The sequence below is a fragment of the Pseudomonas citri genome, from assembly GCF_025336485.1.
GTDB classification, from domain to species: Bacteria; Pseudomonadota; Gammaproteobacteria; order Pseudomonadales; family Pseudomonadaceae; genus Aquipseudomonas; species Aquipseudomonas citri.
Genome location: NZ_JAODAB010000001.1, coordinates 16,357 through 42,548, shown reverse-complemented (window position 1 = coordinate 42,548; position 26,192 = coordinate 16,357). Strand labels below are relative to the sequence as shown.

The 26,192-nt window shown below is 58.4% G+C and carries 26 protein-coding genes; 12 read left to right on the top strand and 14 right to left on the bottom strand.

Features of this window, described 5'->3' with window-relative positions:
* Nucleotides 1-4 precede the first annotated feature (4 nt).
* The 7 genes from N4Q37_RS00200 to N4Q37_RS00170 all read left to right on the top strand — a co-directional run bounded on the left by N4Q37_RS00200 (nucleotide 5) and on the right by N4Q37_RS00170 (nucleotide 7,528).
* Nucleotides 5-412, top strand: coding sequence for a ParB N-terminal domain-containing protein (locus N4Q37_RS00200; protein ID WP_260954363.1), 408 nt, complete (start codon nucleotides 5-7; stop codon nucleotides 410-412).
* A gap of 92 nt (nucleotides 413-504) precedes the next feature.
* The gene (locus N4Q37_RS00195) at nucleotides 505-2,730 is read left to right on the top strand and encodes a TonB-dependent receptor (protein WP_260954362.1); all 2,226 of its coding nucleotides are present in this window, start codon (nucleotides 505-507) and stop codon (nucleotides 2,728-2,730) included.
* A 120-nt stretch (nucleotides 2,731-2,850) separates the two neighbouring features.
* Nucleotides 2,851-3,174: a fe2+ zn2+ uptake regulation protein gene (locus N4Q37_RS00190; protein WP_260954361.1), complete on the top strand. Its 324-nt coding sequence runs from the start codon at nucleotides 2,851-2,853 to the stop codon at nucleotides 3,172-3,174.
* Between the two features lie 749 nt (nucleotides 3,175-3,923).
* Nucleotides 3,924-4,238 carry a DUF485 domain-containing protein gene (locus tag N4Q37_RS00185; protein WP_260954359.1) on the top strand — a complete coding sequence of 105 codons (315 nt, stop codon included), beginning with the start codon at nucleotides 3,924-3,926 and terminating at the stop codon, nucleotides 4,236-4,238.
* The gene (gene actP / locus N4Q37_RS00180; protein WP_260954358.1) at nucleotides 4,235-5,902 is read left to right on the top strand and encodes a cation/acetate symporter ActP; all 1,668 of its coding nucleotides are present in this window, start codon (nucleotides 4,235-4,237) and stop codon (nucleotides 5,900-5,902) included. The genes N4Q37_RS00185 and actP overlap by 4 nt, the downstream gene beginning before the upstream one ends.
* A gap of 54 nt (nucleotides 5,903-5,956) precedes the next feature.
* A complete protein-coding gene (locus N4Q37_RS00175) occupies nucleotides 5,957-6,505 on the top strand; it encodes a cytochrome b (RefSeq protein ID WP_260954357.1) in 549 nt (182 codons plus the stop codon).
* Between the two features lie 3 nt (nucleotides 6,506-6,508).
* A complete protein-coding gene (locus N4Q37_RS00170) occupies nucleotides 6,509-7,528 on the top strand; it encodes an NAD(P)H-dependent flavin oxidoreductase (protein WP_260954356.1) in 1,020 nt (339 codons plus the stop codon).
* A gap of 81 nt (nucleotides 7,529-7,609) precedes the next feature.
* Here the strand turns inward: N4Q37_RS00170 and N4Q37_RS00165 are convergent, their stop codons facing one another.
* A complete protein-coding gene (locus tag N4Q37_RS00165; protein WP_260954355.1) occupies nucleotides 7,610-8,497 on the bottom strand; it encodes a LysR family transcriptional regulator in 888 nt (295 codons plus the stop codon).
* A gap of 112 nt (nucleotides 8,498-8,609) precedes the next feature.
* Here N4Q37_RS00165 and N4Q37_RS00160 point away from each other — a divergent pair, with 112 nt between their 5' ends.
* The 3 genes from N4Q37_RS00160 to N4Q37_RS00150 all read left to right on the top strand — a co-directional run bounded on the left by N4Q37_RS00160 (nucleotide 8,610) and on the right by N4Q37_RS00150 (nucleotide 10,911).
* Entirely contained in the window at nucleotides 8,610-9,290 is a 681-nt protein-coding gene (locus N4Q37_RS00160; protein ID WP_260954354.1) for an MOSC domain-containing protein, read from the top strand.
* 106 nt (nucleotides 9,291-9,396) lie between these two features.
* On the top strand, nucleotides 9,397-9,642 hold the full coding sequence (locus N4Q37_RS00155) for a hexameric tyrosine-coordinated heme protein (protein ID WP_260954353.1): 246 nt from the start codon (nucleotides 9,397-9,399) through the stop codon (nucleotides 9,640-9,642).
* Nucleotides 9,643-9,816: 174 nt separating this feature from the next.
* Nucleotides 9,817-10,911, top strand: coding sequence for a metal-dependent hydrolase (locus N4Q37_RS00150; RefSeq protein WP_260954352.1), 1,095 nt, complete (start codon nucleotides 9,817-9,819; stop codon nucleotides 10,909-10,911).
* 25 nt (nucleotides 10,912-10,936) lie between these two features.
* Here the strand turns inward: N4Q37_RS00150 and N4Q37_RS00145 are convergent, their stop codons facing one another.
* The 3 genes from N4Q37_RS00145 to N4Q37_RS00135 form a co-directional block, all read right to left on the bottom strand.
* Complete coding sequence (locus N4Q37_RS00145) at nucleotides 10,937-11,359, bottom strand: GlcG/HbpS family heme-binding protein (protein WP_260954350.1); 423 nt, start codon at nucleotides 11,357-11,359, stop codon at nucleotides 10,937-10,939.
* A gap of 22 nt (nucleotides 11,360-11,381) precedes the next feature.
* Nucleotides 11,382-12,782 (bottom strand): GntP family permease, encoded by a 1,401-nt coding sequence (locus N4Q37_RS00140; RefSeq protein ID WP_260954349.1) that lies wholly within the window; start codon nucleotides 12,780-12,782, stop codon nucleotides 11,382-11,384.
* Between the two features lie 211 nt (nucleotides 12,783-12,993).
* Nucleotides 12,994-14,511 (bottom strand): CoA-acylating methylmalonate-semialdehyde dehydrogenase, encoded by a 1,518-nt coding sequence (locus N4Q37_RS00135; RefSeq protein ID WP_260954348.1) that lies wholly within the window; start codon nucleotides 14,509-14,511, stop codon nucleotides 12,994-12,996.
* A gap of 115 nt (nucleotides 14,512-14,626) precedes the next feature.
* Between N4Q37_RS00135 and N4Q37_RS00130 the strand changes: the two genes are divergently transcribed.
* Nucleotides 14,627-15,574, top strand: coding sequence for a LysR family transcriptional regulator (locus N4Q37_RS00130; RefSeq protein ID WP_260954346.1), 948 nt, complete (start codon nucleotides 14,627-14,629; stop codon nucleotides 15,572-15,574).
* A gap of 46 nt (nucleotides 15,575-15,620) precedes the next feature.
* Here the strand turns inward: N4Q37_RS00130 and N4Q37_RS00125 are convergent, their stop codons facing one another.
* The 5 genes from N4Q37_RS00125 to N4Q37_RS00105 form a co-directional block, all read right to left on the bottom strand.
* The gene (locus N4Q37_RS00125) at nucleotides 15,621-16,010 is read right to left on the bottom strand and encodes a tautomerase family protein (protein ID WP_260954345.1); all 390 of its coding nucleotides are present in this window, start codon (nucleotides 16,008-16,010) and stop codon (nucleotides 15,621-15,623) included.
* Between the two features lie 29 nt (nucleotides 16,011-16,039).
* Nucleotides 16,040-17,119: an NAD(P)H-dependent flavin oxidoreductase gene (locus N4Q37_RS00120; protein ID WP_260954344.1), complete on the bottom strand. Its 1,080-nt coding sequence runs from the start codon at nucleotides 17,117-17,119 to the stop codon at nucleotides 16,040-16,042.
* A 105-nt stretch (nucleotides 17,120-17,224) separates the two neighbouring features.
* Nucleotides 17,225-18,124: a LysR substrate-binding domain-containing protein gene (locus N4Q37_RS00115; RefSeq protein WP_260954343.1), complete on the bottom strand. Its 900-nt coding sequence runs from the start codon at nucleotides 18,122-18,124 to the stop codon at nucleotides 17,225-17,227.
* Between the two features lie 226 nt (nucleotides 18,125-18,350).
* Complete coding sequence (locus N4Q37_RS00110; protein ID WP_260954342.1) at nucleotides 18,351-18,743, bottom strand: tautomerase family protein; 393 nt, start codon at nucleotides 18,741-18,743, stop codon at nucleotides 18,351-18,353.
* Nucleotides 18,744-18,793: 50 nt separating this feature from the next.
* Nucleotides 18,794-19,795 (bottom strand): catalase family peroxidase, encoded by a 1,002-nt coding sequence (locus N4Q37_RS00105; RefSeq protein WP_260954341.1) that lies wholly within the window; start codon nucleotides 19,793-19,795, stop codon nucleotides 18,794-18,796.
* A gap of 173 nt (nucleotides 19,796-19,968) precedes the next feature.
* Here N4Q37_RS00105 and N4Q37_RS00100 point away from each other — a divergent pair, with 173 nt between their 5' ends.
* A complete protein-coding gene (locus tag N4Q37_RS00100; protein WP_260954340.1) occupies nucleotides 19,969-20,580 on the top strand; it encodes a helix-turn-helix transcriptional regulator in 612 nt (203 codons plus the stop codon).
* A gap of 79 nt (nucleotides 20,581-20,659) precedes the next feature.
* Here the strand turns inward: N4Q37_RS00100 and yddG are convergent, their stop codons facing one another.
* The 5 genes from yddG to N4Q37_RS00075 form a co-directional block, all read right to left on the bottom strand.
* Complete coding sequence (gene yddG / locus N4Q37_RS00095) at nucleotides 20,660-21,556, bottom strand: aromatic amino acid DMT transporter YddG (protein WP_260954338.1); 897 nt, start codon at nucleotides 21,554-21,556, stop codon at nucleotides 20,660-20,662.
* A gap of 74 nt (nucleotides 21,557-21,630) precedes the next feature.
* Nucleotides 21,631-22,959, bottom strand: a complete 1,329-nt coding sequence (locus N4Q37_RS00090) for an MFS transporter (RefSeq protein WP_260954337.1) — start codon at nucleotides 22,957-22,959, stop codon at nucleotides 21,631-21,633.
* A gap of 163 nt (nucleotides 22,960-23,122) precedes the next feature.
* Nucleotides 23,123-24,022 carry a glycine betaine ABC transporter substrate-binding protein gene (locus tag N4Q37_RS00085; protein ID WP_260954335.1) on the bottom strand — a complete coding sequence of 300 codons (900 nt, stop codon included), beginning with the start codon at nucleotides 24,020-24,022 and terminating at the stop codon, nucleotides 23,123-23,125.
* A 135-nt stretch (nucleotides 24,023-24,157) separates the two neighbouring features.
* Nucleotides 24,158-24,427: a cupin domain-containing protein gene (locus N4Q37_RS00080; RefSeq protein WP_260954333.1), complete on the bottom strand. Its 270-nt coding sequence runs from the start codon at nucleotides 24,425-24,427 to the stop codon at nucleotides 24,158-24,160.
* Between the two features lie 40 nt (nucleotides 24,428-24,467).
* Nucleotides 24,468-26,126: a choline dehydrogenase gene (locus tag N4Q37_RS00075; RefSeq protein WP_260954330.1), complete on the bottom strand. Its 1,659-nt coding sequence runs from the start codon at nucleotides 26,124-26,126 to the stop codon at nucleotides 24,468-24,470.
* Nucleotides 26,127-26,192: the final 66 nt, after the last annotated feature.

The following is a 26,192-nucleotide window of genomic DNA, read 5'->3' as shown; positions in this document are numbered from 1 at the left end:
CACCATGGAACAGGGTTATCAGATTGCGCTGCGCCCAGTGAGCGAGGTGCTGCAGTCCGAGCAGGTCGATCCTGCCAACGTGCAGTGGTTGCGTGAATCGATCGTCCGCGCCGGGCATTGGTTGGAACCGATCATCATCGAGCGTTCCCGAGGCATCGTGATGGACGGCAATCACCGGCTCAACGCGGCACGGCAATTGGGCTTGAAACGGGTGCCGTGCATCCAGCTCGACTACGCCGATCCACGGGTGCGGGTGCGCCATTGGCAAACCGGAAAAGCCTTCGAAGTGGAGCGGATTTTCACCACCATCGGCCGGGGCGAGCTGTTTCCGTACAAGACCACGCGGCATGCATTTGACCCGGCCTTGCCGGTGGTCGCGATCCCGCTTGATTGCCTGTACGAGCCGCGCTGAAAAAATAAATCCGGGAGGGTGATACTTTTCCGCGGGTCGGCTGGCGATAGGAGTGATTACCATTTTCTCTTGCTAAAAAGGATTACTCCGTCATGTCTGTTGCAAGTCGTCCCTGCGGTGAGTGCGCGTTAGCACTCGCGATCCGTACCGCCACGCTGAGTTTCGTTCTGGTCGCAGGAAGCGCCACTGCCTGGGCGGCAACCCCGGTCCAGGAACCGGTTGCCGATAAGAACCCGAACGTTTCGGCGGACGGGAAAGCGCAGGGGCTGACCCTTGACGAGACCCATGTCACCGGCACCTACAGTGGCCCGGGCGACTTGCCTCCGGTACTGGCCGGTGGGCAGGTTGCCCGGGGCGCCCGCTTGGGAATGATGGGCAACAAGGATGTGATGGACACGCCATTCAGCGTGACCAGCTACACCGCCAAGACCATGGCCGACCTGCAAACCGTGACCGTGGCCGACGCCTTGCAGCGCGATCCGTCGGTGCGCTCCACCGGCCAGACCGGGGGCATCGTCGACTCCTTCTTCATCCGTGGCTTCCCGATTGGCGAGGGTAACCTCGGCGAACTGGCCTACGACGGTGTGTATGGCGTGGCACCCAACTATCGGGTGTTCACCGACTATGCCGAGCGGGTCGAAGTGCTCAAGGGCCCGGGTGCCTTGATGTATGGGATCTCGCCCAACAGCGGGGTAGGCGGGGTGATCAACATCGTGCCCAAGCGTCCGCTGGACGAAGACCTGACCCGTGTGACCACCAGCTACGCATCCGACTCCGAGCTGGGCGGGCATCTGGATGTGAGCCGCCGGTTCGGTTCGGAAAATCAGTTCGGAGTGCGCTTCAACGGTACTCTGCAAGGTGGCGATACCGCCGTCGATAATCAGGAACGCGAACTCAACATCGGTGCGATTGCCCTCGACTACAAGGGCGAGCGGTTGCGCTTGAACCTGGATTTCATCAGCCAGAAGGAAAGCTTCGAAGGCGCTTCGCGGCCCTTCACGATTGCCCCCGGCGTGGATGTTCCGTCCGCGCCGAACGGTCGCACCAACCTGTCGCAGGATTGGGGTTGGTCGGACACCCGGGAGCAATCGGCTCTGCTGGGTGGCGAATACGACCTGAATGACTCGGTCACGGTTTTTGCCCATGCCGGTGGCGGCCGGTCTGATGTTGACCGGATGTCCGACCAGGTCCCGAGGATCCTCAACGATGCCGGTGATACCGCCAACGTGCCGGGTCATTACAAATTCAACGTGGACCGCTCGACGGCCGACGTGGGGATTCGCGGAGTGTTCGACACCGGCCCGGTCACCCACACCACCACCGTGATGGCGACGCGTTATCAGGACGAATTGTCCCGTGGCATCACCAATGGCACTGAGGTGCGCTCAAATATCTACCATCCGGTGGACGTGCCCAAGCAATACATCAACGAGCCGAAGGTACTGCGGGTCTCCGAGTCGGAACTGAGCGGTGTAGCGTTGACCGACACCTTGTCGATGCTTGACGACCGTTTTCAATTGACCCTGGGGCTGCGTCGACAGGATATCGAGTCGCGCAACTACGGGGCGAACGGTTCGGTCAGTTCCCGCTATGACGACAGCGCCACGACGCCTCTGGTGGGCGTGGTGATCAAGCCCTGGGAAGATGTGTCGCTGTACTACAACTATGTCGAAGGCTTGAGCAAGGGCGACATCGCCCCCGGCACTGCATCCAATGCCGGCGAGACGTTCGCGCCTTATGAGTCGAAGCAGCACGAGATCGGCGTCAAGTATGAACATGGCACGTTCATGACCACATTGGCCTTCTTCCAGATCGAGAAACCCAGTGGCGAAACAGGGGCAGACAATGTTTTCTCGGTGCAGGCCGAACAACGCAACCGTGGCGTGGAGCTGAGCATGTTCGGCGAAGTGGCACCCGGCACCCGCCTGATGGGGGGCGTGACGCTGCTCGATGGCGAACTCACCGATTCGGCCACCGCCGCCAACCGTGGCAATAAACCCGTGGGCGTGCCGGACGTCCAGGCCAACGTCTGGGCCGAATGGGACACGCCGTGGCTGGAGGGCTTCACCCTCACCAGCGGGGCGATCTACACCGACAAGCAATACGTGAACCAGGCCAACACCCAGGAACTGAACTCCTGGACCCGCTTCGACGCGGGGGCCCGTTACGCCACGAAGATCGACGGCCGGCCTACGACGTTCCGCGCCACGGTGCAGAACGTGTTCGATCGCGAGTACTGGTCGGGAGTCGCTTCGTATGGTGCGTTCTCGCCGGGCTATCCGCGCACGTTGCAGCTTTCGGCCACGGTCGATTTCTAAAGGATGCGTGGGTGATCCGAAATCAGGGTCACCCCCGCTGTGCATTGTCTGAAAAGGAGTATTCGCACGATGAGAAATCCAGGTCCCACACCGCTGCACTCGAGCCGGCCTCTGGGGACAATGTCTGCTCAGTTGGCGTTCGATCTTGAGCGCAGCCCCAACGAACATATCCGCAAGTTGCTACGTTTTTATGGGCTGCGTACCAGCCTGATTCGCTTCAAGGTGATCAATGCGCTGGCGGTTGCCGCCCAGGACGGGCGCGCCATCGGCGTGCGCGGTGTGCACACTTACCTGCATGCGTCGGCTGCCGACCTGTCGTTCATCGGTGTAAGGGAAGTGCTCAAGCGTCTGTGCGAGGAGGGCGTCATCGTTCTTCACACCGACAAGAGCTATCGGTTCACCGAGCAGGCCTGGGCAATGCTGATGCACGAATGGGCTGATTGACTGCGTTTACCTTCCTACGTCTACGTCGGGTGGCGGATCGGCTTTGTCACTTCCGACGTCCACCCACGCGCGGATCCTACGAATAGACTTCGCCTGCGCTGTTCATTCGGGATCCACGGCGATCCCCATCTTCGCCAACGTCAGCGTTTAATCGGCACGCCCCGAGCCGCCGTCCGCGACCTCTTCGATCAGGACCATGCTGAACAGGCGCACCTGTTCGCCGAAGTACTCAACGAACAATTTTGTGGTGCGATGAGTGATCTCCTCTTTACGTGCGTGATCAAGGATTCCTTCGGGGGAACTTGTCGTTGGCGAACGGCATGAGTTGACTCCCGGAAAGGGGCGAAGTGCCCATGGAGCGCATTGTTCTTGTTCAAATGCAACGCATTGGGCCGCTGGGTCGACATAGTGTGCTCCCGGCATTGTTTTACGACTCAAGGCTTGTGGTATCCATCGCGGTTTTGGCAAGAGGGCGTGTTTCTCTCTCTCGCGGGGATCGTCGCTTCCAGGCTCAAGCTCTCGAGGTAGCGCCCCAGATGTTTTATTTGAGGTCAGGGTTCCGGATCGCATCATTGGTCCGGGGAAGAGGGATTCATCAAAAGAGATCATTTAAATCATAAAAGATCATTTTACATGATCATATGCCGAGCATAGGTTGACAGGGCACACACACCGCAGTCAGTGGCGGATCGTGTCGGATCTGAGGCTGTGGAACAACAATAACGCAACCACTGCTACACGGAGTCAACTTGAACCCGACAACCGAATCAGAAAGAGTCCGTAATCACCCCCGTTACAAGGAACTGATCTCGCGGCAACGGACATTCGTCGCCCTTCTGAGCGCTGCAACCCTTGTTCCATACATCGCGTTTATCCTCGTTTGCGCATTCGCTCCGCATTTACTGGCATTGAAATTATCGGCGACCAGCATGATCAACATCGGTTGGCCGCTGGGCGTAATATTCGTCGTTGGCGTCTGGTTGTTCACCGGTCTCTACATCCTGCGTGCCAACGGTGAGTTCGATGAACTGGCCGCACAGATCCGGGCGGAGGCCACCGTATGAAGCCCATCCTCCGGAACTTCGTTTCAGCTCTGCTGCTCGGCTCGACTACCTCGGCTGCCATGGCCGCCGAAGTCTTGCAGAACGTCGAAAAGCAACCGATCAACATCACCGCAATCAGCATGTTCCTGGTCTTTGTCGTGGCGACCCTGGGCATTACCTACTGGGCCTCGTCCAAGACCAGATCGATGAACGATTTCTACAACGCCGGCGGCGGTATCACCGGTTTCCAGAACGGTCTGGCATTGGCTGGGGACTACATGTCAGCGGCTGCGCTGCTGGGGATCACCAGCATGTTCTTCTTCAATGGTTTCGACGGGGTGCTCTATTCGATCAGCTTCTTTGTGGCTTGGCCGCTGCTGTTGTTCCTGTTCGCTGAGCGCATCCGTAACCTGGGGCGCGTCACTATCTCCGATATCGCCTCTTTCCGCCTGGATCAGAACCGCATCCGCACGATGACTGCTTTTGGCTCGTTGACGGTGGTGTGCTTTTACCTGGTGGTGCAGATGGTGGGGGCAGGGCAGTTGATTCAACTGCTGTTTGGCCTGCCCTATAACTACGCGGTCATCGCGGTGGGTCTGTTGATGGCGGTCTACGTCACGTTTGGCGGCATGGTCGCTACCACCTGGGTGCAGATCATCAAGGCCGGATTGCTGTTATTGGGAGGGACGGTGTTGATGCTCCTGGCCCTCGGCAAGTTCGGATTTTCCTTCGAGCTGTTGTTCGAAAAGGCAGTAGCGGCCCATCAAAATGGCGAGCGGATTCTGCTGCCGAGCAAATTGGTGGCCGATCCTTTGTCGCTGATTTCACTGGCGCTGGGGTTGGTGTTCGGTACTGCCGGCTTGCCGCATATCCTCATGCGTTTCTTCACGGTTCCAGATGCCAGGCAGGCACGTAAATCGGTATTCATCGCCACAGGTTTCATCGGTTTTTTCTTCCTGATCGTGGCGGTGCTGGGACTGGCGGCCATTGTGATCGTCGGCCAGGACCCGACCTTCTACGAATCGGGGATCCTGGGTGGCAAGCTTATCGGTGGCAGCAACATGCCGGTGATGCATCTGGCTAAAGCCGTGGGTGGGGATCTGATGCTCGGCTTCATCTCCGCCGTCGCGTTCGCGACGATCCTGGCGGTGGTCTCCGGGTTGACCATGGCCGGCACATCGGCGATTTCCCATGACCTCTATGTGATGGTGTTCAGGAAGGGCCGGGCGAAGAACGAGCGCCGTGTGTCGCGGATTGCCTCGGTGGGCATCGGCATTGTCGCCGTGGTACTGGGGATTCTGTTCAAGGATCAGAACATCGCGTTTCTGGTCGCGCTGACTTTTGGCGTAGCGGCTTCGGTCAATTTTCCGATCCTGGTGCTATCAATGTACTGGAAAGGGCTGACGACCCGGGGTGCATTGATTGGCGGGATGGCCGGGCTGGTAAGCGCGGTAGGCCTGGTGATTCTCTCGCCGGCCGTGTGGGTCAAGGTGCTGGGCAATACCCAGGCGATCTTCCCGTACGACTACCCGGCAATCATCTCGATGAACGTGGCGTTCCTCTTCACCTGGCTGGGCTCGATCACCGATCGCAGTCACAGGGCGGAGCTTGAGCGCGAGCGTTTTGACGAACAGTTGATACGTGCGCAAACGGGGCTGGGGGCGGCGCAGGCCGTCAGTCACTGAGGTGAAGTCACTTCTCTTCCTTATTATTTTGCGCACCCTGTAAAGGAGTCAGCCATGCAACTACGAGACAATGGCCTGAGGTTTTCACCCATCACAGTTGCCCTGCACTGGGCCGTGGCGGTCTTGCTGCTGGCGATTTTCGCCCTGCAAGCGATGATCGGTCAGGCAATCGGTGACGTACAGCAGATGGGCAAGCTGCAGAATCTGCTGGGCCTGATGCTGTTCCTGGTATCGATCTATCGGTTCTGGGCGCGGGTCACTGCTTATCATCCGCTGCCCGTGGGCACACCCAACCCAATAGAGGTCATTATCAGCCGTTCGGTGGCAGTGTCGCTGGCCCTGGCGATGGTCCTGTTGCCGATCGCGGTGTGGGCGTCAAGGTCTGCGGCCGGGGAGGTGATGGGGCTGCCGGGCGGATTATCGATACCCACTGTCCTTCCCGCTAATCCGGACTTGAAGGCGATCGTCGATGTGCTCTTCAGCATCGGTGCTTCGGCGTTTCTCGCAGGGCTTGCATTGCACATGTTCGGTGCACTCAAGAATCACTTTCTACTGAAGAACAACACGCTCAAGCGGATGCTTGGCAAACACGTGGAGCTGTGAGTCATGAACGAAGCCGGATTCGATTTTGCAGGCAACGCCATCACCCGACTCTGCGGTGTGCGGTATCCGATTTTTCTCGCCGGCATGGCGGCCATTTCCGGCCCGCAACTGGTGAGCGCGGTGGCCAATGCCGGTGGCATGGGGGTGATGGGTGGCCTGCGCTTGCCGCCGTTGACCTTGCGCCGCTGGATCCATGAAACCCGAGCCCTGACCGACCAACCCTTTGGCGTGAACCTGGTGCCGCAGTTCGGCGGCCCGGACGTTTTCGAAGCGCAGTTCCAGGTGATCCTCCAGGAAAAACCCAGGCTCCTGTCGCTGTTCTATGCCGAAAAATATTCAGCCGACATGATTCCCCGGGCGAAAGACGCCGGGCTGGTGGTCATGGTGCAGACCGGGACGGTTGAACTGGCCCGCCGCGCCATCGCTCAGGGCGCCGACATCATTGTGGCGCAAGGCTGCGAGGGCGGTGGGCACTTGAATCGTGGCACCATCGGCATCATGCCGTTGTTGACATCGATTCTCGCTATCTCCGAGGGGCGGCCGGTACTCGCCGCTGGCGGCGTCACCACCGGTGACGATGTTCGGGCAATGATGTCCCTTGGCGCGTCGGGGGTGTTAGTGGGTACGGCTTTCCTTGCCACCGATGAGTCGAACGCCCACCCGCTCTACAAGCAAAAAATTGTCGAGGCGACCACTGACGATACCGAGTACCGGACCGGCTACTCGTTCGGTTGGACCTATGGCACACCGCACCGGGTGATCCCCAATCGGGACAAGTGGAATCTGCTGCGCCTGATCGGCGGAGGCGCCCGGGCGATCGACAAGCCGCGAATGGCTGAAAAGCTGTCGTTGTACGCAGGGCAGGGCGTGGGCAAGATCCACAGTGTGGTCCCGGCTGCCGAGCGCATGGCCGAACTGCTCCATGGCTTACCCACTACGCCAGGACGGCTGGCGGTGCGGGAGGGCGGCATCGGGATTGCCCGGTTCATGCAGGAAGATAGGAAGCCGCTTGGCTGGCAATGAAATATTTTCCTGATCCTGCCCGGGGAAAACGAACGGCTCGGTGATATCCGCCGAGCCGTTTCCCTTTGCGCGTGGCGTGTCCTACGGATTCGCCTGCCGGGCAACCTGTTGTTGCGCCAATTCAATGAATGCACTCATCGCCGAGGTGATCATCGAGTCATTGCGGCGGATGAATACGGTGGAAACGTTGGCGAATTCCGGCGGCAGTGTGTGCCAGCGGATTCCATGTCGGACGCTGCAGTTTTCCGCGATGGCCCTGGGCAGCAGGGTCACGCCCATACCAGCGGCGACGCATGACAGGATGCCATCGAGGGTACCCAGTTCCATGATCTGGTTGGGCACCAGACCGACCTGGTAGAACCAGTTCTCGAGGGTCGAACGATAGAAGCAGCCAGTGCGGAACACCAGCACCGTTTGCTGGGGCATCTTTTCCATCAGCATCGGCAATGAATCGAACTGGCTACTGCTGACCAGCACCAGTTCCTCCAGGAACACTTCTTCCTGGGCCAGGGCCGGGTTCTGATGGAAACCGCCGACGAAGGCGCCATCGAGTCGGTGCGTTTCAACCGCCTTGATCAGTTCGACCGTGGTCCCGGTCTGCAACGATAAGTGGACCTGGGGGTACTGTTCGCGGTACTTGGTCAACACTTGTGGTAAGCGAATGGCGGCCGTGGTTTCCATCGACCCCAGCCGCAACAACCCCGTCGGGCTGCCGGTGTCCCTCAAGACGTTGCGGCTTTCTTCGGTCAATTGCAGGATGCGACGCGCATAGCCGAGGAATGTCTCGCCCGCCGAGGTGAGCACAACCCCGGATTTCTTGCGGATGAACAACTCTCGATTGAGTTCGGCTTCCAGCTCCTTCACGCGCATGGTGACGTTGGACTGCACGGTATTCACCTGCATCGCCGCGGCGGTGAAACTGCCTAAGTCGGCCACTGCGCAGAAAATCTTCAGCTGGCGCATTTCCATGAAAGCCTCCATGGATCATTAAAAGTGATTGTATGTATGTTTAACGATCACTTTACGGTTTTCCGCCAAGCTAAGTAAAGTGGCCGAAACCGGATGACGAGCGCAGGGCCCGATGATGACATTGACTTCAACAATCGAGCGTGTCTTTGCCGGCGGTCTGGAGCTGCTAAAGCCCGAAGGACAATGCACGGGAATTTTCAAGCGCTCTCTCACAGAGGCCGCGCGCGTGGAGCTGCACGGCATCGTCGGAGACCAGCACGGCGATACCCGCGTGCATGGCGGTCCGGAGAAGGCCGTCCATCAGTATGCAGCGCAGAATTATGCGCGCCTGGCACAAGCCTTTGGGCAGAGTGCCGAGCAATTGCTGGCGGGTAGCCTGGGGGAGAATATCTCGGCGTTCGGGCTCTCTGAGTGCAACGTTTACGTGGGTGACGTGTTCCGGATCGGTACCAGCGTAATGCAGGTGTCCCAGCCGCGTAGCCCGTGCTGGAAGATCAATCATCGTTTCGATGCCGAGCACATGTCGATGTTCGTCGCCAATGAGCGGATTACTGGTTGGTACTACCGGGTCCTCCAACCAGGCTTTATCGAAGCGGGCAGCCAGATCGAATTACTGGAACGGCACACCGAGCGCTTCTCCATCGACTGGTTCTGGCAGGTGCAGTTATCGCATCGACCTGACATTGACGAGCTGCTGGCGCTTGCATCAGCGCCGGGGCTGGCGGCTGACTGGGGAGCGCGCCTGTCCGAGCGGGCGAAGTGGTTGCAAAAGCATGCTGGAAAGGGTTTCTGATTTCAGGTTAAGCAATAATGACACATTTAATTGTCATAATTATACTTGAGTGCAAGAAAGTCCCTGCTTTCATCCCGTGATACTCAATCAACAGAGGATTCAACCCATGAGCATCTCACTTGTCCCGAATAACACACTGATAACGGCAACACCCGAGGAGGGAAGGCAACTGGCGTTGAAAATGGCTCGCCTGGTGATCAAGGCCACACAACCCGATGAAGCCGTCCGCAACAGACTTCGCGATGTCTATGCCAACGATGCTGACATGCTCATACGCATCTCCCAGGTGGTTGCGGCAGAGTTCGCGACAGTAGCGGCGGCGAACAGGTACTGGGTCGATAAACAACCGTAGGACACAAGGAAATCAAGCAGCCTCCGGGCGGGGCGGCATTCGTTCGCGGTCCGCCTGGCAGCCGTCTTTTACCGATGCATCGACACAATCGGCCCTTTGATAGGAGGGCCACCGGAAGCCGGCTGCTCATCCAATCTACTATCACTTCGAAAACCAGGATGGAAAGATTTACTGATGGATTCTTTATCCCAGGTGGTATTGGGCGGCACCGTTGCCGCCATCATCGCTCCCTCCGGCCATCGCCGTGCCGCCTTGCTGGCGGGTGCGGCATTGGGCACCTTACCGGATCTGGATGCTCTCTGGCTGGGCTTCTCGGCCACCGATCCGGTGGCGGTCATGACCGAACATCGCAGTTTCAGCCACTCGTTGCTGGTCCTTCCCTGGGTGGCCGCGCTGATCTGGTGGGCGTTCAAGCGTCTTGGTCGCGGGCGGGTGGCCCAGGCACCTGTGCGGTGGTTCTGGGCGATTCAACTGGCCTTGGTGACCCACCCGCTCCTGGATGCCTTCACGACCTACGGCACCCAATTGTGGTGGCCGTTGCGGCCATCGCCGACGATGGGCTCGAGCGTCTTTATCATCGATCCGGTTTATACGGCTCCACTGTTGCTGGGGTGCCTGCTGGCCTGGTTCGGTGGGTCCCGGCGATGGGCGGATAAGGTACTGACGGTCGCCTTGGTGATCAGCAGCGGTTACCTGGGCTGGACCCTGCTGGCCAAGGCGCAGGTCGAGCGTGCGGCGCAACAGAGCCTGACCGTCCTTGGGTTGGGGGATGCTCCCCGGTTCTCGGTACCTATGCCTTTTAACACCCTGCTGTGGCGGGTGGTGGCGATGACCCCTGAAGGTTATGTAGTGGGGGACCGTTCGGTGGTGGCTGACCGCGGGCAGATGCACTTCGCGGCTCATGCTTCGGACGTGGAAGCGTTGCGCCAGGCCAGTGATATCCCAGCCGTAAAGCGTCTGCAGTGGTTCAACCGCGGCTTCATGCGCGCCCAGGTGGTGGATGGCCGGCTGGTACTCAGCGACCTGCGCATGGGGCTGGAACCGGTCTACAGCTTCAACTTTGTCGTTGCAGAGCAGGTTGAGGGTCGCTGGCGTGAAATCGTTCCTCGGAGCCTGGGCGACGATTACATCGAAAGAGTACAGCGCAACACGACCGCGATGTGGCAACGCATCTGGCATGAGCCTCAAGCATCGACCGACGTACAAAGCGCCGTTGTCGACCAGCTTGAGAGACGCGAGCCGCTCAAGCTGGGCGATAGCGGCAACTGATGTCCAGGGAGTAGCGCCAGCGGCCTCAAGCCGGCTGGCGTTGACCCCACTGTCTTGCCACTGCTGTAGCGATGATTTGATCCTGGGCCGCGGTCAGACCGCTGATACCTATTGCCCCGACTGTCTTGCCTGTCGCATCACAGATGTGCGCCCCTCCCGGCAGGGCGGTCAGACCTGCATCGCAGAAATCGTCGGGGCGCAGTTGCTCACGCTGCAAGCGCTCATGGAAAGACGAGGTTTCCACTCCCATCCGGGCAGCGGTGTAAGCCTTGCCCTGAGCAATTGCGATGGTGCGGATCGGCGCATCGGGTTCGCGTGCGAAGGCAACCAGCAAGCCATTGGCATCACACACCGCAACACTGATGGGACGGTTGTATTCTTTTCCCGCCATGCGGGTGGCTTCGGCAATCAATGCTTGCGAAGCGTTCAAATCAAAAAGACGACTCATTGCATCATTCTCCGAGGGGCGATCAGGCAATGCCCAGAACGCTGACGAAAACCAGTGCGATGCCGACCATAAGAACTTTCAGCAGGGTGATCGCGAAAATGTCCGGGTACGACTGTTTGTGAGTCAAACCACAAACCGCCAACAGGGTGATGATTGCGCCATTGTGTGGCCCGGTGTCGAAACCGCCGGACGCAATGGAGGCAAACCGATGCAAAATTTCGGGGGACATGTTTACGGCGGCGGCCCAGTCCATCCACATCGTGCTGAACAGATCCAGGGCAATCGAAACACCCCCGGATGCCGAGGCGGTGATGCCACAAATGATGTTGATCGTGACGGCCATCGATGTCAGGGGATTATCGCCGCCGATGTTCATGGCCATGACGCCGGAAATGATCGACTTGAAGCCCGGTAGCGCAGCGATCACATTGCCGTAGCCCACCTCCGACGCGACGTTCATGATCGCCAGCAGCGAACCCACGGCACCCAGGTTGATGGCTTTGCTCATCGAGCCCTTGGGCATGGTGAAAAAGCCGACCGAACAGGCGATGGCGATGCCCACTGTCACGGCGATGATCAATGACCAGGTGCTGATGACCGTTTTGATCGAGGTGGCTGCCAGGGGCAGGTGCATGTCGATGATCAGGTTGAGCATGTCCGGGTCCCACTCAACCACCTTGTTACCGATGTAGTTGATCACCAGGACCGCCACCAGGGGCAGCAGGGAAATCCGCCAGGAGGGCAGCTTCAGGTTGGCCAGTTGCGGTTCGTTCAGCGTGTGATCGCCGTATCCCTCGCCATTGGCGCGTGCCTTGTTGACGCGGTGGGTCAGCCACAGCATGCCGGTGGCAAACATCACCAGGGCAATGAAGATACCCAGGTAAGGGCCGGCATAGATGGTCGTTCCGAAGAATTTGCTGGGAATGATGTTCTGGATTTGCGGGGAGCCCGGCAGGCTATCCATGGTGAACGTGAACGCTCCCAGGACAATGGTGGCAGGAATCAACTTCTTGGGAATATCCGCTTCCCTGAACAGGGCTGCTGCAAACGGATAGACCGCGAACACCACCACGAACATGCTCACGCCCCCATACGTCAGCAGTGCCGCTGACAGGACCGTGGACAATACCGCGCGACGAGGCCCCAGGGAGCGAATCAAGGCGCTGGCAATCGACTTTGCCATGCCACTCTCTTCCATGATTTTGCCGAAGACTGCACCCAGCAGAAAGATGGGGAAAAAGTTTTTGACATAGACGGCTGCCTTGACCATGAACAGTTCGGTATAGGTCGGCATCAGTGGCAACCCTTGCGTCAGCGCCGCAAGCAGGGCAAAAATCGGCGCAAAAACGATGACCGAATAGCCCCTGTAGGCGAAGTAGATCAGCAAGGCGAGGCTGGCTGTAATACCCAATGCTTCAAGCATGTTTTCTCCGGTTATTTTGTTATTAGTAATCGGTCATTAGCGCTTGGTGCTTCAACCTGAGATGTTGAGTGGCACGTTTTTCCATCGCGCGCGAACCTTCTTTCTGCCCTGAATGAAAGGCCGGAGCGTGTTTTCATAGAAGAGGAAGGAAGGGCCTGGCGCCCACTGCCAAGGTCGGTGTGCCAGGCCCCATGCGATCGTTGCCGAGTCGCTATTTCGCCGTCGGCATCACGAACTCGGCACCCTTGTCGATGCTTTCGGGCCAGCGCTGCATGATCGACTTCTGCTTGGTGTAGAAGCGCATGCCTTCTTCGCCATACGCATGCATGTCGCCGAACAGGCTGCGCTTCCAGCCGCCGAAACCGTGCCACGCCATGGGTACCGGGATCGGGACGTTGATCCCGACCATCCCGACCTGGATGCGCCGGCTGAACTCCCGGGCCACGCTGCCGTCGCGGGTGAAGCAGGCGACGCCGTTGCCGAATTCGTGTGCGTTGATCAAGTCAACGGCTTCCTTCAAGTCGTTGACCCGTAGGCAACCCAATACGGGACCGAAGATCTCGTCCTTGTAGATGCTCATTTGCGGGGTCACGTGGTCGAAAATCGTGCCGCCCAGCCAGAAGCCACCCTCGCAACCTTCGCCTGCCTCGGTGCCCCGGAAATCGCGACCGTCGACCAGCATTTGCGCGCCTTCGGCAATGCCTTGTTCGATGTAGCCAGTGATGCGATGGTGAGCCGCTTTCGACACAATCGGGCCCATTTCGGCCGTCAGGTTCATGCCGTTGAGAATCTTCAATGCCCGGGTGCGCTCCACCAGTTTCGGCATGACTTTGTCGGCGACATCACCGACAAATACCGCCACCGAGATCGCCATGCAACGTTCGCCGGCAGAGCCGAAGGCCGCACCGATCAGCGCATCGACCACCTGGTCGATGTCGGCGTCAGGCATCACCACCATGTGGTTTTTCGCGCCGCCCAGCGCCTGCACGCGCTTGCCGTGGCGGGCACCGGTTTCGTAGATGTAGTTGGCGATCGGTGTCGATCCGACAAAGCTCACGGCTTTGACTTCGGGGTGATCGAGTAAGGCGTCGACCGCTTCCTTGTCGCCTTGTACGACATTGAACACGCCGTCCGGCAAACCGGCTTGCTTGAACAGGTCGGCAATGAACAACGACGGTGACGGATCGGTCGGGCTGGGCTTGAGCACGAAAGTGTTGCCCGCCGCGATGGCGACCGGGAACATCCACATGGGCACCATCACCGGGAAGTTGAACGGTGTGATGCCGGCCACGACACCCAGCGGTTGGCGGAGGGTCCAGTTGTCCATTCCGGTCGACACTTGCTCGGTGAAATCGCCTTTTAACAGCTGAGGCATGCCACAGGCGAACTCCACGATGTCGATCCCCCGGGAGACTTCGCCCTGGGCATCGGTGAACACTTTGCCGTGCTCCGCCGTGATCAACCGGGCGAGTTCGTCGCGGTGTTTGTTCAGCAGTTCGAGAAACTTGAACATGACGCGAGCACGGCGTATCGGCGGCGTGTCGGCCCACTTGGGAAATGCGTCGGCGGCTGACTGCACGGCGGCGTTGACCTGATCGACTCCGGCCAGGCCCGCACGGCCGGTGACCATGCCGCTGGCCGGGTTGAATACGTCTTGCGAGCGCCCGGACGTATTCGGAACGTGACGACCGTGGATGTAGTGATCGATTGGGGAAATAGGATCCGTCATGCAATCTCTCCGATGAGGGGGGTGGGGGAACCATCGGGAGTGTAGGAAGAGTGCAGGGGGGCGCCTAGTCGTCTACTATTGAACTCATTGTTCACCATGGCAAACAATAACATTCATGAAAAAATCCCTTTTCGACACCCCTTGGAATCAACTCCATTGGTTGACCGTGCTGGCTGAGCAGGGAAGTTTTACAGCGGCGGCGCGTCGTCTGGGGATCAGCAAGGCTGCGATGAGCCAGCACATTGCCGAACTGGAGAGGCAAGCGGGCGTGACCCTGGTGCGGCGAACCACGCGCAGCGTGCGGCTTACGGATGCCGGTCGTGGCCTGGTCGAGGAAACCCGTGTGGCGTTCGGGACGATCGCACATAGCTTTGCCGGCGTTCAGGATCTTGCGCAAACGCCCCGGGGATTGCTTCGAGTGACCGCGCCGGTTGCGTTATCCAGGCAGCAACTGGTACCCAGGCTGGCAAGTTTCTTTCAAGCCTATCCGGATATCCGTATCGAACTGTCCATGTCGGACAACATCAATGCTCTGGCGATGGAGGGGTTTGACCTTGCCATTCGACATACGGAGACGCCGCCCGATACTCATGTAGCCTGGCCGCTTTGTCGCACACGCACGCTATTGGTTGCCAGTCGTGCGTACTTGCAGCGTCGGGGCTCACCAACGGAGCCCCACATGCTGGTCGATCAGGATTGCCTGTACTACCCCCGCCAGGATCAGCCGGCCTGGCACTTTGTGCCGCGTGGCGCGGGACATAATCACCCGCGTACGACGGTGCCGGTCAATGGCATATTTTCCGCGAATAACAGTGAGGCGTTGCGCGAGGCGGCGCTCTGCGGATTGGGGATCGCCTTGCTGCCGGATTTCAGTGCGCAAGCGGCACTGCGCGACGGTGGGCTCGTTGAAGTCATGCCCGACTGGGAGTCTACCGGGGCGTTTGCTTCGTATTTGTTTGCGATCCGGCCTTATTCTGCGAATGTACCGCGGGCGGCAAGTGTTTTTATTGCCTGGTTGCGCGATGCATTCACCGGCGGCTTTGTTTCAGCTCCGGCGAGATAGGTACTGGAGGTAGCGGGGGCTCCTCCAGTATGTTGCGTTACGCGAGTCAGAGCTCACCTGTAAGGAATTGAGCCTGGCCCAGGCCAAAACTCCAATCTTCATCGGCGTTGGTTATGATCGAAACCATCACATCTGTCGATGCGATGCCGCAGTTACGTTTGAGCCCCTCAGTCAGCTGCGAGTAGAACTGCTTTTTCATTTCGACACTGCGTGGTCGGCTGATGACGGTAATGACGATAACCTGATCGGTTCGCTCGAAGCCCAGTCCCGTGTCCTGGACAATCATGCGATTGGGGGCATGCTCGTTGAGAATCTGGTAACGATCACGTTCCGGTACCTGGAACGCGTCTACCATGGCGCGATGAGTCGTATCCAGCAGCCGCTGGATTGCTTCATCGGAGCGGCCTTCTACGACATCGATTTTTAACAGTGGCATGACAGACCTCTTCTATAGGTGGGTGGATATCATCGAGTGGACGAGGCAACGCCCAGCTCATCGACAAGTGCTTGAACAAGCGTGGCGGCAGGCAGCTCGCGGGCGAGGGGCGCTCCCTGGCCGGCCCACTGCGCGGCAAAATCGTTGCATCCGGATTTCAGGGCCAATGCGTGGAGTTTCTTGGAGAGGTCATACGCCAGCGGAAACTCCGCAGGTACGGCCTGTTGGTGACCATTGCCAGGTGCTTCGAAATACAACTTGTTGACCAGACCGCGCGCTGGACGACCGGAGATGCCCCTTGTGATTCGGGTATCGGCGGCGCGACTCGATTTCAATGCCTCACGGTGCGCGGCCGTTGTGGAGGATTCCGGACAAAGCAGAAAGGCGGTACCCATTTGTACGGCTCCGGCGCCCAGGGCAAGAGCGGCACTTATACCGGCTCCATCCATGATTCCGCCTGCCGCGATCACAGGTAAGTTGATCTGTTTAACCACTTGGCGCAGTAGCGCGAAAAGACCGATCTGTGCATCTTCGCCCAGTTCATATTCGAGCACCCCCCTATGGCCACCGGCTTCGACGCCTTGAGCGACGATGACATCGATGCCGGCCTGAGCCACCTCATGCGCTTCGCTCACCGTAGTGGCGCATCCCAAGGTGATAATGCCTCGTTCCTTCAGGGCCTTGATCCATGTCACGGGCGGTACACCGAAATGGAAGCTTACGACCTCCGGGCGCTGTTCCAGCAGCAGATCCAGCATTTGTTCGTAGGCCAGGAAACTGCGATAGATCTCAGCCAGCTCGGTAGGAGGCTGGCTATTGAATGCCTGGAAGTGAGGGGTCAGATGTTTTATCCAGGCGTCGCTGCGCAGTCGGTCGCCAGAGGCTGGCCGGTGGCAGAACAGGTTGACGTTGAGCGGGCCGCCAGTCATCGCTTTCGTGTCTTGAATCAGCGCTTTGGCCTGCTCGACCGTGCTGCCGCCGAGCCCAAGTGAGCCTAATCCGCCAGCGTTGGTGACGGCTGCCGCCAACAGCGGCGTGGATACGCCAACCATCGGCGCCTGAATAATGGGGTGACGGATACCCAGCAATTGGATGAGCGACTTGTTCATTGCACGTTCTCATGTTGGACAAGTGAATCGAAGGACGAGGGACGGATCTCCGGGCGATTGTGAGCAGCCATCCAAGCCCGCTCGATGCGCTCGCCACGTGGGCGTTCATCCGCTACGCGTATCAGTGTCGGCCTCTGTGCCGGCGCTCAAAAGTGCATCTTTGAATGCTTCGAACGCGGCGGTCGAATAGCCTCTTCGACAGACCAGCCAGGTCTCCACCGGTCCCACCGGGATGAGCTGAATCCCGCGGACGGTCTTCTGCAACGCAAGCAAGCTTCTGGGCATGATGCAGATGCTCTGGCCGGCCGTGACGCAGGCAAACATGGCATGGTAGGAACCGACTTCAAGGATGGTCCTGGGCATGGATTGCCCCTGTGCCGCCAACCACCGCTGAGCAACCAGACGATAGGTGCAACCTTTGGAGAAAGCGGCCAGGGACACGCTCTCGAAATCATTGGGGGCTAAGTTTGAAGGAGTCAGCAATACCAGCTCTTCCTGGAAAACGGGGATGCCTTCCAGGCCTTGTTCAAGCAGGAACTCGCTGGACGCCAGTTGCTCTTCAGGGGTGAGCGCTACCAGGGCGCAATCGACGCCTCCTTCAAGCAGTTGTTCGACGAGCCCTTTTGAGGTGCCTGTCACAAGGTTGAGTCCCACACGCGGCCAGGCTCCGTGAAAGCTTCCAAGTATCGATGGCAGACGGATCGCGGCCGTGCTTTCCATGGCACCTATCCGTAAAGCGCCTTGAGGCTCGCCAGGATGCAATACCTGAATTGCCTCCTCGGCCATGGCGCGAATTCGTCGGCTGTACGCCAGGAAAACGTTGCCCCGTTCGGTCAGTCGCAAGCGCTTACCCTCTCGTATGAACAGCTCCGCACCCACCTGTTGTTCCAATGCCTGTATGCGGGTTGTCACATTTGACTGCGCGCGGCCCAAGGCCGTGGCTGCTCTGGTGATGCTGAGTTCCGAGGCCACCGTCTCGAAGATCGCTAAAGAAGATAGGTCCATCTCAATCTCAATTTAAGAATAATCAATAAATATTATTCTCTTGTTGAGATTGTTGAAAGTCCTTCGTTTCAGGCCTTGAGTAAATGAAGGTTTGCGCCCGTATGACGCGATGCCGGTGGGGTGAGCACGATGGAATGATTCGGGGCACTGTCTTGGCCTGGATTACGGCCAATACAGTGCCCCGAATTTCAAGTGGGTATCAGCGGATGCATACAGCGATGGCGACCTATTTCAGTTCCTTGGTCAGGAACTGCGCCCGGCCATGGCCGAATGACCAGTCCGCATCGGTGTTCTCCACAATCGATACGATCAAGTCATCCCTGGATATGCCACACCGATCATGCAATCGCTCGGACAAGAGCCCATAGAACCTTTCCTTTTGCGCCGTGGTTCGTTGGCGCGAGATGACAGTCAGGAGCACCACTTTGTCTGATCGTTTGAAGCCCAGACCCGTGTCTTCCAGAATCATCTCCGTTGGTTGGTGTTGGGTAACCGATTGATAGCGGTCACTCGCCGGCACATCGAAAGCCTCGACCATCGCTTCATGCGTGGTGTCCAGGAGGGTTCGTAAATCGTGTTCATTGCGACCGACAATGACATCGAATTTGAGCAGCGGCATGGGGTTTACTCCTGCAGGGATGAGCGGGAAAAGTAGGTGGTTTGCCTACGTTACTGACGACGTCCGAAAGAGATCGGGTAAGCCGCCGAGCGTGCGTCAATCATCGGGTCTGCGGTCTCTATGCCGGCAGGTACCGAGCTTGGCAGGAACATCAGCTGTTTTTGGGCCGCGTCGTTGTCTGCCACTGTCTTGGTGACTTCGAGCGTACCGAGCTCCACGGTCTTGCGCTGCTTGGGCCAGGTCACCGATGGGTCATCCAATTTGTCGCCGGCGTCGGCGATCTGCAGCACCAGCTTGAACTTGACCGGACCGTGCTTGACCCGTTCCTGGATCTCGTTGCCGAGATAATCCGGTGCCTGCTTGGCTGTTTCGGCATCGCTCAGGTAGTGCTCTCCGGCCACTGGCAGGAACTGATAGCGTCCGTAAGTAGCGGTGTTCGCGGCATTGGTGAACTTGAAAGTGTTGACGCCGAAAAAGGGCAGCGTTGCGTAGCTGATCGGAGCCGGCTTGGGAGCGGTCAGGAAGTTCTTGGCGGCCGGATGCGTCCCCAGATAGGTTTCAAGCGGTGTTGGCTTGGCGGCATCTGGTCCGCTTTGGCTCAGGGCAATCAGCAGGTCTCGGAAATCGTCCGCGGTTGCTGAAGGAAAGCCGTTGAACGAGTGCGCCACGATATCCGTGGTCGCCCCTCCCGCCAGATGAAATTTGACCGCCAAGCCACGCGGGCTGGCCAGCCCGTCGGTGTCCGACACGGTAGGAATACCGGCGAAAGCGGAAAAGCGCACCGTCACGGGAACGCTGGTGTCCTGCAGGTGCGGCGCCTTGCTGATGGCTTTTGCGGTATCACTGGGGGTGAATGTGCCCTCCAACACGATACCTTTCGCGTGGACTGCTCGTGCGGGATGTTTGCCGAAAACGCCATTCAGTGCGTCGACCAACTGAGTGGGCGTGGATTTCTGTGCGGCTGCAACCTTGTCGGCGGACTCGGCCAGCAGTGTGCCGGAGCACGCCAAAGCGACGGCAAACGCAGCGAGGGAGGGTAGTGTTTTACGCATGATGGACTCCTGTTTATGGGGGTGACGCTGGCATACCATGACCTATTTGTGCATTAATGACAATATAAATTGTCTTAATTATTTATTAATTTGGATGACCTTTGGGCCAAATGATGTGTCGAGCGTAGCGGTGGCTATGGCTATACTGCGGAATTTGGCCTGCCAGACGCCTGATGAGTACGAAGAACGACATCCTCAAACTGCTTCAGCGTGAAACGCTGACCGTCAACCAGCTCTGTGAACGCTTGGGCATTACCCGTAACGCCATCAATGTCCAGATCAGGCAATTGGAGGCAGAGGGGCTGGTGCGCCGGCAAAAAACATTGGAGCGTGGAGGCGCGGGGAAGCCCGCCGCTGTATTCGAGGCGGCAGCGGGTGCCGAAGACATTAATTCCGGGGCTTATCCCGTATTCCTCAAGGCCCTGCTGACGACCCTCGGCGATAGCTGTGCAAAGGACGTATTGAGCGACCTGTTGGAAAAGACCGGCCGTCAGATGGCGCATGCCGCTGGCCTGGCTTCACCCACCGATTTTGAAAGCGGCCTGCGCGCTGCCATGGCGGCGGCGGACGCCTTGGGCGCAAGTACAGAAGCCATCAAGCATCCTGAAGGCATCATGGTTCGCAATTATAGCTGTCCCATTGGTAGCGCTGTGCGCCAGGAACCCTGTGGCTGCAAGGCCCTTGCAGCATTTTTCTCCGAGGCAACAGGGATGCCAGCGCAAGAGCACTGCCTGCGCGATGGCAAGCTGATCTGTCAGTATCTGATTCAGATAAAGAATCTCTGAGCGACCTTGCGGCTCGGCCTCGAGTCAGGCCCTGACACTCGATGCTTTGAAAAGGCATCGTAGGATTGGCTCCCTCCACTTAGTTCGCACCTCCCTTGCGCGTTGCATACCAGCAGATCAACGACCCCACCGTGACCAGGGTCGCCCCCTGCCAGAACTGCAAATCCAGGTGCGTACCCAGCCAGAGGGCCGCGAACGCCGATGACAGTACAGGGGCAAGATACGAAGCAGTGGCCAGGAGCGTGAGGTTCCCTCGGATGATGCCAACGTTCCACAGGGCATAGCCACCCGCCATGGCTGTTGCAGCGGCAACCAACCCCAAGCTGCCGTGCAACGTGAACGCCGGAATGGCCCCACTGCCAAAACCGTACTTCACCCAAAGCGTCACCGCCGTCAAGACGAAAAAGGGCATCACCAGGTTCTGGCCGCCGGCCTGTCTTCGTGTGAGGTTGCAATACACGGCAAAGGTAATGGCGCACGTCAGCACCAGGCCATAGCTCAGCGGATTGGACTCGATGTTGGCCAGAATGCCTGGCAAGGACAGTCCATCGGTACTCACCACCCATAGGATGCCCAACAGCGCGAGCGCCGTGCCGGGCAGAATAAGCCAGTTTGCCCGCTGTCCACCCAGGATGATCGAGAGCAATATCGTCAGGCTGGGCCACAGATAGTTCACCACCCCAAGCTGGATAGCCTGAGTGCGGCTGACCGCATAACCCAGCGCAAGGGACAGGCATACCTCGTAGGCGACAAACAGAGCGCTGCCAGCTACCAGGTACGGCCATGAAATCGCGCGCAGCCGTGGACGACCCAGAAACACCGTCAACAACAGGGCCCCCAGCGAATAGAGCATTGCGGCCCCAGCCTCCGGCCCGAAATCCTCGCTCACACTCCTGATCAATCCAGCGGCGGTACTCCACAGCACAATGGCGACCAGCCCACACGCGGTGGCCGCTCTCTCACTTCTGACTTGCATTTGGGCGTCCTTGACACGGTCTGACAAAATCATGCGATTGGACGCGGGCCTTTTCGGGCCGAAATTACGAAGTACTATCTGAGTGCGGCAGCATCCTGAAGGCTCAGTGACCTCGTTTCTGGTGCAAACAGGCACGACACGACCAGGCCGACCAGTGTAACCACCGCTGCCGCATACAGGGTGAATTCGACACCAATGCTTTCGAGCGCCGCGGGAACAAAATAAGTGCCGGCAGCAGCGCCCACACGAGAAAACGATGTGCCTATGCCTACCGCGAAGGAGCGTATATCGGTCGGGAATATCTCGTTGGGGTAGACCAGGGTGAGGACTTGCGCACCGCCGATGAACAGGGCGTAGAGGGAGAAGAACAGCAAGATGATGATGCCGGCGCTGGCATGGTAAAAGCCCAATCCAAGCAACGCGATCCCTGAACACGCGAAACTGTAGATCAGCAGTTTGCGCCGACCCAGGTAGTTGATCAGGCGCGTCGCGACCATGCATCCGATCACAAAGAACAGCGTAATCGCCACCGAACTGAGCGAACCGAAATCGCCCCTGATGTTCAATGCATCGAGTACCTTTGGGGCGAATGCGTACACCGCGAAAATCGGAACGATCGAGCAGGTCCAGAAAACGACGACGAAGAACATGCGTTTCCCGTATCCGGAGCGGATGAGATTGCGCAGCGGGATTTTTGCAGCGCTGGGTTGTTCGGAAAGATTGGAAAGCGAAAACTGCTGGCCGTAGATGCGTTTGATCACTTGCTCCGCTTCTGTTCTGCGTCCACGGCTGATCAGCCATCTGGGAGACTCAGGCGTGCCAATGCGTACCAGAAGCAGCAAACCTGCAACGACCGCTCCACTCGCCAGGACGAAACGCCAAGCCTCTTGGACATCCGTGCGCAGAATCAGCTCGCCACACACATAAGCGCAGGCCGCTCCGGCAAACCAGAGCACCCCCAACAAAGCGAGCCGGGGACCTCGGTATCGTGTAGGTAGAAATTCTACCAACAGCGCAGTGGCGACCGGGTATTCGATACCCACTGCCACGCCAATCAGAAAGCGTAAGGCGAACGTGCTTTCTGCCGAGTCAGTCCAGAGCATGCCCAGGGAGGCCAGTACAAAAACCGCCGGACCGATCATGAACGTGGTTTTTCGACCCAGGAAGTCGCTCAGGAAACCGCCGGCGAAACCACCAAAGAAAATACCGATGAGAGCAGATGCAGCAATCATCCCTTCCCAAAAACTGTCGAGTTTCATGGCGGCGGACAGTTGCACCATCACCACGCCGATGATGCTCAGCAAATACCCGTCGACGAAAGAACCGCCTCCAGAGCGAACCGTTAGCAGTTGATGAAATGCATTGAGGGGAACTTCTTCAATCGACACACGAGAATCAGACATTGTTTTTATTCCTCGAACGATGCCTTTCAGGACATGCGCTTTCGAAGGTTGGCCAACACCTTGCAAACAAAAAAATTAGAGCGCGAGGTCACCAACATGGGACTTGAATCTGCATCGGGCCACCGACTCACGAAGATGGCCCGACAGATTCACATTGCAGAGGTTATGGCTGAGCAGTTACGGCAGGCCCGGCTTGAAACATGGCCTTATAGGTGTCCTTGTGCGCGGCGTAGTAGTCGGCAACCACCTTGTCTGCCGACGATTCACGCGCCTGCTTCATCATCGTTTCCAGGTCTTTCATTGGAATGGTGAAGTGCGCAAAGAAATTCGCGACCTGCGGGAAATCCTGAGTGAATCCTTTGCGAGCCACAGCGTGGATCTGCTCGGTCTTGCCGTAGATCTCCTTGGGGTCATCCAGATAGCGCAGGGACCATGTGGAGAACATCCAGTGGGGGCTCCAGGCGTTGATCAGTGACCACTTGTCACGCTTCAGATTTCGATCCAGCTCGTTGAGCATTCCGGTTTCAGAAGAGGCAACGAGCTTGTAACCGTCAAGTTTGTACTCTGCGATGGCGCGGGTCGCCGTCTTGTACTGACCATTACCGACTTCAGAGGTGAGGATCTTGCCGCCGAGCTTCTCCCTGACTTCAGGCTTATTGAGATCTGCAATACTGGCGACTTCACTGACGGGGATCGTGGTAGGCACTGCCAGGCCGAGGCGGCCCTCGTACAGCACGCCGAGGTCTTCCAGTTGGTCTTTATACTTGTCCCAGAAGGGCTTGTGGCTGAAGGTCAGCCAAGCCATCGGTATCAAGTCGACCTTGCCTGTCGCCAGTGCCTGGAACTGAATGCCGATATCGGCCTGGATCAACTTCACCGGTTGCTTGAGCTGATCTTCCAGCGCCGTTGTCGCAAGCTTGGTGGTGATCTCGGCATCCGACCAGTTCACCCAGCCAATGATGACAGGCTTGGGGTCGTCGGCTTGCGCGAGCACCGTTGCACTCAACAGTGCGGCGCCCGCCAGCCAAGTAGTTGCTTTTCGCGCGAACGAAAAAGTGATCATCGAATAATCTCCAATAAGTGTAATTATTAGGTTTGGTAGATAGATGATTGGAGCCTGTCCCAAGGCGCGTGTTTTTATTAATCAGCAGTGCCTGCAGGCAATGCTATTTCTTTGCTGAGTCAGCAAACTGTTCCCTCAAAGGTATTGGTAGCGGTTAACGATGGGCTCACTGATTGCCCACTTCGCCTCGACACCCTTGCGAATGGTGACGTGGTTGCCCGCGCTGATTGCCACCGGCTCATGGGTGGTGCTGTGAATAACCGCCTTGCCACTTTGCACCACGAACTGCACGTCCTGGTCGTAGGTGTATTCGAAACTGTCCGTCTCGCCACTTTCCCAAAGTTCCCAACCCTGGCTCTGCTCTTTCTCGCTGGCGCTGGCTTGGCGCTGAGTAATGTGTGACATGTTGCTTTTCCTCTGATTGACTGCCTGGTGGCGAAGCGCGCTATGCGGATGTTCGCGTGAGTGAAGGAGAAACCTGGCTGTGGAAGGGCAGGGCCTCAGGTTGCAACGCCGGTTTTTTCAACAGGATGTCGCTGGCTTTTTCAGCGAGCATGATCGTGGCTGCGTTTATGTTCGCGCTCGGAACCGAAGGGAAAACCGATGCGTCGATCACCCGCAGGTTATCCACGCCGAGCACCCGTAGCTGGCTGTCCACCACCGCCATGGGATCCTTCTTCTGACCCATCTTGCAGGTGCCGCATGGGTGATAGGCGCTGGCCGCGTCCTCACGGATGAATTCGTCCATCGCCTTGCCGCTGCGGATGTGAGTCCCAGGGGTATCCTCGCGATGGTTGTAGCGCTTGAGGGCCGGTTGATTGGCGAACTCGAGACCCAGCCGCATCGCTTCACGCATGACGCGCCAATCTTCATCTGTCGCCATGTAGTTGGGATCGATCAGCAGGGGATCGGAGACCTTGGCGCTGCGCAGCCTGACCGTTCCACGACTGGTCGGGCGCATCGGGCCAACCCCGATGCGATACCCATAGGTCGTCGACACGGGTATCCAGTTCTTGTCGAAGAACACCGGGAAGAAGTGGAACTGGATATCCGGATGTGGTGTGGCCGCAGAGCTGTTGAGGAACGCTCCGACGTGACATTGGTTGACCGAGGCAACGCCCTTTTTCAGACCGAACCATTGCGCACCTGCCCACAACATCCGGTGGGGTTGCAGCTCCCGGTTCAAGGAAATCGGTTCTTTGGTCTCGATCTGAATGTGGCACTCGAGGTGGTCTTGCAGGTTCTGGCCGACGCCCGGCAAATCCACGCGGCATTCGATGCCATGTTCACGCAGATGATCCGCGGGGCCGATACCGGACAACATGAGCAACTGGGCGGAGCCAAAAACCCCGCAGGACACAATGGCCTCACGCCGCGCCCGAACCTTGACGAGGCGGTTCTTGTAGCGGACTTCAAAGCCCGTGGCGCGACGGCCCTCAAGGGTGACTTTCTGGACTTCACAGCCCAGCCAGATCGTCAGGTTCGGATGTGCGCCCATGGCGTGAAGGTATCCGTACGCGGCGCTGTTGCGGATGCCGTCCCTGACGCTCATTTCAAAACGTGAAACGCCTTCTTGCTGATAACCGTTGACGTCGTCGGTGAGGGGAAACCCGGCTTGCTGGCCGGCTTCCAGGAACGCTGCGTTGAGCGGGCTGAGTTTCTCCTGCCGTTGAGCCCTGATCGGCCCGTCCTGACCGCGGTAAGCGCTTGAGACAACGCTGGATTCGATCTTTTTGAAGTAAGGTGCGCAATCAGCCCAGCTCCAGCCCTTGGCACCTTCGGTTTCCCATCGGTCGTAGTCCATCGGATGCCCCCTCAGCCAGGTCATGCCATTGATGGAAGAAGATCCCCCCAGCACCCGGCCACGAGGCTGCTGGATGCGGCGTTTGTTGAGGTGGGCCTGTTCTTCGGTGTAGTACCACCAGTTGTACTTTGAGGTCGGCTTGAAGGCCGACCGCAACCCGGCCGGCATGCGAATGATCCAGGACTTGTCCGAGGGGCCTACTTCCAGCAGCAAAACCTTGTGACCGGCATCGGAAAGTCGACGGGCCAAGACACAGCCAGCGGAGCCAGCACCAGCAATCACGTAATCGAATTCGGTCATTATCTGTTATTCCTCGGCGAAGCCCATCGGCTACCACCGTCATCGGGCAATGCAGTTCTTGTTGTG